7 protein-coding genes are annotated in these 7,037 nt (G+C 66.7%); 1 reads left to right on the forward strand and 6 read right to left on the reverse strand.

Annotated features, from left to right (window positions below):
* Positions 1-138: 138 nt before the first annotated feature.
* Together AO684_RS19545 and AO684_RS19550 are read right to left on the reverse strand one after the other, a co-directional pair.
* Positions 139-798: a 5-formyltetrahydrofolate cyclo-ligase gene (locus AO684_RS19545; protein ID WP_054304412.1), complete on the reverse strand. Its 660-nt coding sequence runs from the start codon at positions 796-798 to the stop codon at positions 139-141.
* Positions 795-1,859 carry a nitronate monooxygenase family protein gene (locus AO684_RS19550; RefSeq protein ID WP_255349807.1) on the reverse strand — a complete coding sequence of 355 codons (1,065 nt, stop codon included), beginning with the start codon at positions 1,857-1,859 and terminating at the stop codon, positions 795-797. Before AO684_RS19550 ends, AO684_RS19545 begins: the two co-directional genes overlap by 4 nt.
* 53 nt (positions 1,860-1,912) lie before the next feature.
* On the opposite strand from AO684_RS19550, the gene AO684_RS19555 reads away from it, so the two are divergent.
* Positions 1,913-2,356 (forward strand): Rrf2 family transcriptional regulator, encoded by a 444-nt coding sequence (locus AO684_RS19555; protein ID WP_054304414.1) that lies wholly within the window; start codon positions 1,913-1,915, stop codon positions 2,354-2,356.
* Between the two features lie 12 nt (positions 2,357-2,368).
* Here the strand turns inward: AO684_RS19555 and AO684_RS19560 are convergent, their stop codons facing one another.
* From AO684_RS19560 to AO684_RS19575, 4 genes are all read right to left on the reverse strand, one after another.
* Entirely contained in the window at positions 2,369-3,994 is a 1,626-nt protein-coding gene (locus tag AO684_RS19560; protein ID WP_054304415.1) for a long-chain fatty acid--CoA ligase, read from the reverse strand.
* Positions 3,979-5,658: a GMC family oxidoreductase gene (locus AO684_RS19565; protein WP_054304416.1), complete on the reverse strand. Its 1,680-nt coding sequence runs from the start codon at positions 5,656-5,658 to the stop codon at positions 3,979-3,981. The genes AO684_RS19560 and AO684_RS19565 overlap by 16 nt, the downstream gene beginning before the upstream one ends.
* Positions 5,659-5,779: 121 nt before the next feature.
* Positions 5,780-5,977, reverse strand: coding sequence for an MbtH family NRPS accessory protein (locus AO684_RS19570; protein ID WP_229825740.1), 198 nt, complete (start codon positions 5,975-5,977; stop codon positions 5,780-5,782).
* A gap of 1 nt (position 5,978) precedes the next feature.
* A partial coding sequence (locus AO684_RS19575; RefSeq protein ID WP_082401138.1) for an amidase family protein occupies positions 5,979-7,037 on the reverse strand: 1,059 nt, incomplete at its 5' end.

Below are 7,037 nucleotides of genomic sequence, written 5' to 3' on the forward strand. Positions count from 1 at the left end.
TGGTGCAAGCAGAAATGCGCTGCATATTGATCAATGAGCGCATCTGGGCGGGGCGGGCGGGTTTCCGAAGAGTCGGCTAATCTATATTATGTTATAATATTAAGTGCGAGCCATCCGCCTGGTCTCGTCAGGCTGCCGTCAGCGCGGGCGCCGGCTGGCCTGCACACCGGCCTCGGTGACGATCAGGTCGAGCGGGATGTCATGCGGTTGCGGGCAAATCGTATCGAGCCGCGCGGCCTGAAACCCGACACCGATCACCAGCGGCGCGGGGGTCAGCGCGGCCAGCGTGCGGTCGAAATAACCGCCGCCATAGCCAAGCCGGAAAGCGGCATCATCCCATCCGACCAATGGCGCCAGCGCCACGTCCGGGATCAGGCGCAGGCTGTCGGCGGGCGGAACCGGGATGTTCCAGTCACCACGCTCCATCCGGGTTTCGGGCGTCCAGTGCCGGAACACCAGCGGGGCGAACCGGGTTTCGACCACCGGCAGCGCGATGCGGAATCCCGCCTCGTGCAGCGTGAACATCAACGGCCTCAGATCGGGTTCACCCTTGATCGGCCAATAGGCGGAAAACACGCCGCCCGGCGGCAACATGCCCGGCACCAGCCCCGCGAGATGACGAAATATCGCAGTGCCGATGGTCTGGCGTTCGGTGACGCGCAGGGCATCGCGGGCGGCGCGCAGCCGGGCCCGTTCGGCCCGGCGCCAGCCTGGCAGGTCAGAGACATCGGCGGGTGCAAGATCTGCCGCAAGACAGGGCGATGAGGCGGGCGGCCGGGCCTGCGGATCATCTGTCATGCCCGGCTCCCTGCGGCACGGGCCAGACAGGCCGCCGCCTCATCCGCCATCAGGTGCAGGCGCTGCGCCGCCGGAACGATATCGCGGATCGCCCCCACGCCCTGCCCTGCGTAAAGCGCCATCGCCTCCAGATTGCCCGTGGTGTGGCGCATCGGGGAATCCGTGCTGAAGCGCATGAGCGGCGTGCCCCCGTCTTCGGCGATCACCTCGCGCGGCAGGCGGGCCGGATCATGGCCCAGCAGGCGATTGCCCAGCCCCTGTGTCACGCTGTTGCCGATCACCCGCACCGCTGCGCCCATCGGCCAGTTCAGCACGAACACATCGGTCAGCACGGTTTCCTCGCCGCGTGCCGCGACCACGCGCGCCTTGTGATAGTCATGCGCGAAGGACTCTGCCGTCGCCAGAAAGGCTGTGCCGCATTGCACACCCTGCGCGCCCGCCGCCAGCGCTGCCGCAAGGCCGCGTCCGGTGGAAATGCCGCCCGAAATGACGACGGGAACGCCGGCCTCGGCAAGCAGGGTTTCGGCAAGGGCGAAGGCACCGCTGCGGCCATGCACATGGCCCCCCGCCTCGACCCCCTGTGCGATAAGGACATCCGCCCCCGCATCTTCCGCCATCCGTGCCGCCCCGGCGCTGCCTACCTGATGCAGCACCAGCCCACCGGCCTGTTTGATGCGCCGCACCACTGCCGGGATCACATCCCAGAAGAAGGTGAAGGTATCGACCCCGAGATCAAGGCAACGGCCGATCTGGGCATCCAGCAACAAGGGGTCGGTGGCTGCCGGGATCAGGTTGACCGCAAAGCGACGGTCGGTTGCGGCCCGCAGCGCTGTCACCTCGGCCTCGATCAGGGCGGGATCTTCGCGCACCATGCCCAGCATCGCAAAGCCGCCAGCCTGCGCAACAGCGGCCGCGAGTTCCCATCTTGCCACGCCGCCCATACCCGCCAGCAGGATGGGAAGCTCGCAGCCCAGCATGTCGCACAGCGGCGTTCGCAGGATTGTCCGATCTTGCATGATCTTGTCCTCGCCCGGCGGGCAAGGCGTGGCGCCCGCTTGCAATCTGGTCTAGGACTGATAAGTGGTATTGTAAATACTTATTTGAAAGCCAAGCGATGCGCCTGACCTCTTTCACCGATTACGGGCTTCGGATGCTGATGCGCATGGCCGGAGAGCCGGAGCGCGGCTTTACCACCGCCGCGCTGGCGGCAGAGTTCGGCCTGTCGCGCCATCATCTGACCAAGATCCTGCACCGGCTGGCCCAGGCGGGTCATGTGACGACGCGCCGGGGTCAGGGGGGCGGGGTCACGCTGGCCCGGCCTGCGGGCGATATCCGGCTGGGCGCGCTGGTCCGACTGCTGGAGCAGGACCAGCCGCTTGTCGAATGTTTCGGCCCGGACCGCAGCGATTGTACGCTGGATGGCCACTGCAAGCTCAAATCCCGGCTGCGCCGGGCCGAAGCGGCATTTCTGGCCGATCTGGACCGCACCACCCTTGCGGACATTGCCTTTACACCGCAATCCGCCGGGGGCGTGGCGGCGCATCAGGCGCTGGCCTGACACTGGCGTGCCTCAGCCCTCGGGCCGAAGCACATCGCCGTACAGTTCGCGCAGTTTGGCCTTCATCACCTTGCCGGTCGCCCCCAGCGGCAGGGCCTCGACAAAGATCACCCGATCCGGCACCTGCCAATGCGCGACCTTGCCTTCGTAGAAGGCGCGGATGTCCTGTTCATCCGGCGTTTCACCGGCGACGGGCACGGCCAGCACCACGGGCCGTTCATCCCATTTCGGGTGCCGGGCGGCAATGGCGGCGGCATTGGCGATCTGTGGATGCGCGATAGCGATGTTTTCCAGCTCGACCGTCGAGATCCATTCACCGCCGGATTTGATGATGTCCTTGGAACGATCGCGGATTACCAGATAGCCGTCGGCATCCAGCGTCGCGACATCGCCGGTGTCGAACCAGCCATCCAGCGTCAGGGCCGTTTCTTCCTGCCCGAAATAGCTTTCGACAATCCAGTGCCCGCGGATCTGCAATTCCCCCTGGGTCTTGCCATCCCGCGGCAGTTCATGACCGGCCTCGTCCACGAGACGCAGGTCTACCCCCCAGGGCGGGCGGCCCTGACATTCGCGCAGCCGGTGCCGGGCCCCTTCTTCCAGCGTGCCGTGCTTTTGCAACAGCTGGTTCAGCGTGCCCAGCGGCGAGGTCTCCGTCATCCCCCAGGCATGGATCAGGTCCACGCCATAGGTTTCGCGGAACTCGCGCAGCATCGAGGGCGGCAAGGCTGACCCACCCACCACCGTCCTTTTCAGCGAAACGGGCTTGATGCCGGTCGATTTCAGCCCGGCCAGCAGGCCCATCCAGATCGTCGGCACGCCAAGCGCCAGCGTGACCTGCTCGGCCTCGATCAGACGGGCAAGGCTTTCGCCATCCAGCTTTGGGCCCGGCATCACCAGCTTTGCCCCGACTGCCGCTGCGATATAGGGCACACCCCAGGCGTTGACGTGGAACATTGGCACGACCGGCATCACCGTATCCCGCGCCGCAATCGCCAGCCCGTCAGGCTGGTTGCCACCAAGGCTGTGCAGCACCAGCGAACGGTGCGAATATTGCACGCCCTTCGGATGCCCGGTGGTGCCTGATGTGTAGCACAGCGCGGCGGGGGCGGTTTCATCCAGATCGGGCCATTCGGTTGCGGGATCGCCGGTTTCCAGCAATTCGTCGTGGAACAGCAGCCCCGTGATCAGACCCGCCGCCTCTGCATCGCGCGGGCCCATCAGGACGAAATGCCGGACAGAGCGCAGATGCGGCACCAGCTTCGCCACCACCGGCAGAAAGCTGCGGTCGAAGAACAACACCTCGTCGGCGGCGTGATCGAGAATATAGATCATCTGGTCCGGCGTCAGGCGGGGGTTCATCGTATGGGTCACCCGACCGCCGCTGCCGATCCCGAAATACAGTTCGAGATGACGCCGGTTGTTCCAGGCGATCGTCGCGCAGCGCGCGCCCGCCGCCACCCCGAGCCGATCCAGCGCCGATTTGATGCGCCGGGCATTGGCCCCGACTTCTCGCCAGGAACTGCGGCTCAGGCTGCCGTCGCCCTCCACCGAGACGACATCGGTATCGCCATGGTATTTTTCTGCATGCGCGATAAGTGACCCGGTGGTCAGCGCCTGCCACATCATTGTTCCGAACATCCTTTCCCCCCTTCATGTGCTGCCAGACCGGCAGTCTTGATTCCGCGGATCAGATCGGCCGCGCGTTCGGCGATCATGATGGTCGGGGCATTGGTATTGCCGCCGATCAGCGTCGGCATCACCGAGGCATCGACAACGCGCAGCCCCTGCATCCCGTGCACCCGCAGTGCCGCATCGACCACTGCCATGTCATCGCGGCCCATCTTGCAGGTGCCGACCGGATGATAGATCGTATCGGCCCGCGCCCTGATGTGGCGCGCCCAGTCCTGGTCCCCCATTCCGTCGGTCAGGCCGAACATCTCTCGTTGACGATAGCGCGCCAGAGCCGGGGCCATCAGGATCTCGCGCGTCATCCTTGCCCCCCGGATCGTGGTCTCCAGATCGCGCGGATCGGACAGGAAGCGCGGGTCGATGCCCGGGGGCGCCAGCGGATCGGCGCTTTGCAGGAAAACCTCGCCCCGGCTGTGGGGCCGCAGAGCGCAGACATGGCAGGAAAACCCATACCCGAGGTGCAGCCTGCGCGCATGGTCGTCGGCCAGTGCGATGACAAAATGAAGCTGGATATCCGGCCTGTCCAGTGCCGGGTCGGTTCTGAGGAAGGCGGCGCCCTCGGCAAAGGGGGTGGCGATCATCGACTTGCCGTCGCGCCGCCATTTCCGCGCGTGACGGATCAGGTTTCGCGTCGCGGTCAGCCCGATGCCGAACGTGTCGGTGTCCTTCGTGCGGAAGGCCAGGGTGAAATCCAGATGATCCTGAAGGTTCTGCCCCACCCCCGGCAGGTCATGGACGATCCCGATACCATGCGGACGCAGCGCATCAGCCGGGCCGATGCCCGACAGCATCAGAAGTTGCGGCGAGTTGAAGGCGCCTCCGGCAAGGATCACCTCTTGCCGCGCCGAGACCCGGTGATCCTGCCCGCCCTTGCGGTAAGCGACGCCCGTCGCGCGCTTCCCCTCGGTCAGCACCCGTGTCGCATGGGCTCCGGTAAGGACGGTCAGATTGGCGCGCTTGCCCTGAACCGGATGCAGATAGGCCGCCGCCGCCGAACAGCGCTCGCCATTGCGGGCCGCATCATGGAACTGGGTAACCTGATACAGCCCGACCCCTTCATTGTCGCCGGTGTTAAAATCGGGGCTTTCCCGGTGCTGGCATTCCGTTGCGGCCCGGACAAAGGCACGCGAGATCGGGCGCGGCGCTTTCTGCTCCGATACCTGCAACGGGCCATTGTCACCGTGAAAGGCGCTGGCTCCTGCCGCATTGTTCTCGGCCTTTTTGAAATAGGGAAGGCAATCCTCCCATGACCAGCCGTCGCAACCCGCGTCGGCCCAGCCATCGTAATCCGCCCGATGCCCCCGGATATACAGCATCGCATTGATCGCGCTGGACCCGCCCAGAGCCTTGCCACGCGGCTGATAGCCCCTGCGGCCATTCAGCCCCGGCTGTGGGACGGTCTGGTAAGCCCAGTTCGAGATGCGGCCATATCCGGGCAGCATGGCCACCGTTCCGGCAGGCGCCCGGATCAGCAGATGATCACCGCGCCCGCCCGCCTCCAGCAGGCAGACGCTGCGCGTCGGATCTTCTGACAGCCGCGCCGCCAGAACACAGCCTGCGGAACCGCCGCCCACGATCACATAATCATATGCGGCCCCGCCCGTGCCCGGCATGCGCATCCTCCCGACCGGGCCTCCTCGCCCGCGGAAAAGGTCAGGACATTTTCTGGCCCCTGTCCAGATACTTCGGCGCGGTGTGACCCAGCGTTACGGTGACGCAGGGGCGGGTTGCACGTCAGGCGTCGCCCATGGCCTTGCGCAGCGACAGCGGGCGCATGTCGGTCCAGACGGCATTGATGTGATCCAGACAGGCCTGCTTGTCGCCGCCAAAACCCGTCGCGGTCCATCCTGCGGGCAACTCCCGCCCCTGCGGCCAAAGCGAATACTGCTCCTCATGGTTCATCACGACCAGATATTGCGGTTCAATCGTCATTTCAGGCATCTCCATGCGGGTTCAAGGATGGGAAACGGGTTTGCCACTGTTGCCACAGTGGCGGGCGGTGCCGATCAAACACCGCCTCGATCCGGGCGGCCAGCGCGATCAGCGCAGCCTCGGCCCCCCGGCGGCCGATAATCTGGAGACCGACAGGCAGGCCATCGACCAGATCGACCGGGATCACGACGACCGGATGACCCGACAGCGAGAACGGCGTGGTGAAGCCGATACCGGCCTCCTGATAGGGGATGCGATGCATCCCGGCCGGGATGCTGCGCTGCGCCAGTGGCAGGCGCGGCGGCGGCAGATGCGCGAAGGCGGTTACGGCGGTCACCGGGCACAGCAGCGCATCGGCGGTTTCCAGATGCCGGTCGATGGCGGCAACCGTGGCCTCGCGCGCGGCTTCGGCCTGTCCCGGCGGTATCCCGGCCAGCCCGCGCAACAGGGCTTGCCGGAGCGGGCGGCGCGGCGCGGCCAGTGCCAGCAGACGCAGCGCCAGCCTTTGCCAGCCGCGCAGATGCGGCGAGGCGGCGGCCATGAGCAACCCGCCATAGCCCTGCCAGGCGGTGCGAAAATCCAGCGGTGCGGTGCGGGTCTGCGCGCCCTCCTCCGCCAGCCATTCCGCCGCGCGGTGCATCGCCTGTTCCGTGCGCGGGCACAGCGGCAGCGGAGCGCCGGTCACCAGACCCAGCCGCAGCGAACCTTGCGGGGCGGGTGCCTCGGGATGGCCGGACAGGGCGGCGAAACCGGCGGCCAGATCGGCGCAATCGCGGGCAAGGAAGCCGCCGCTTTGGAACGGCGGCGGCGCGGCGCCTTCCAGCGGCGGGATATGGCCCGCCATGTCAAAGACCTCCGGCCCCGCCTTCAGCGCGGCCACCCCGCAAAAGGCCGCCGGAATGCGCAGCGATCCGGCCAGATCGCTGCCCAGATCCAGCCGCGACAGGCCGGTCAGCACCGCTACCGCCCCGCCCCCGCTGCTGCCGCCGGGGGTGCGGGCCGTGTCCCAGGGGTTCAGGGCGGTGCCGAAAACCGGGCTGGCGCACTGGATGTCGCCGCA

It is taken from the genome of Gemmobacter sp. LW-1, from assembly GCF_001303875.1.
Lineage (GTDB): Bacteria > Pseudomonadota > Alphaproteobacteria > Rhodobacterales > Rhodobacteraceae > Gemmobacter > Gemmobacter caeni.

Bases quoted from the DNA above. Each gene is read 5' to 3' on its own strand.
- AO684_RS19545 (WP_054304412.1), bottom strand. From the start codon at position 798: ATGACAGATGATCCGCAGGCCCGGCCGCCCGCCTCATCGCCCTGTCTT.
- AO684_RS19560 (WP_054304415.1), bottom strand. From the start codon at position 3,994: ATGTTCGGAACAATGATGTGGCAGGCGCTGACCACCGGGTCACTTATC.
- AO684_RS19555 (WP_054304414.1), top strand. From the start codon at position 1,913: ATGCGCCTGACCTCTTTCACCGATTACGGGCTTCGGATGCTGATGCGC.
- AO684_RS19570 (WP_229825740.1), bottom strand. From the start codon at position 5,977: ATGACGATTGAACCGCAATATCTGGTCGTGATGAACCATGAGGAGCAG.
- AO684_RS19565 (WP_054304416.1), bottom strand. From the start codon at position 5,658: ATGCCGGGCACGGGCGGGGCCGCATATGATTATGTGATCGTGGGCGGC.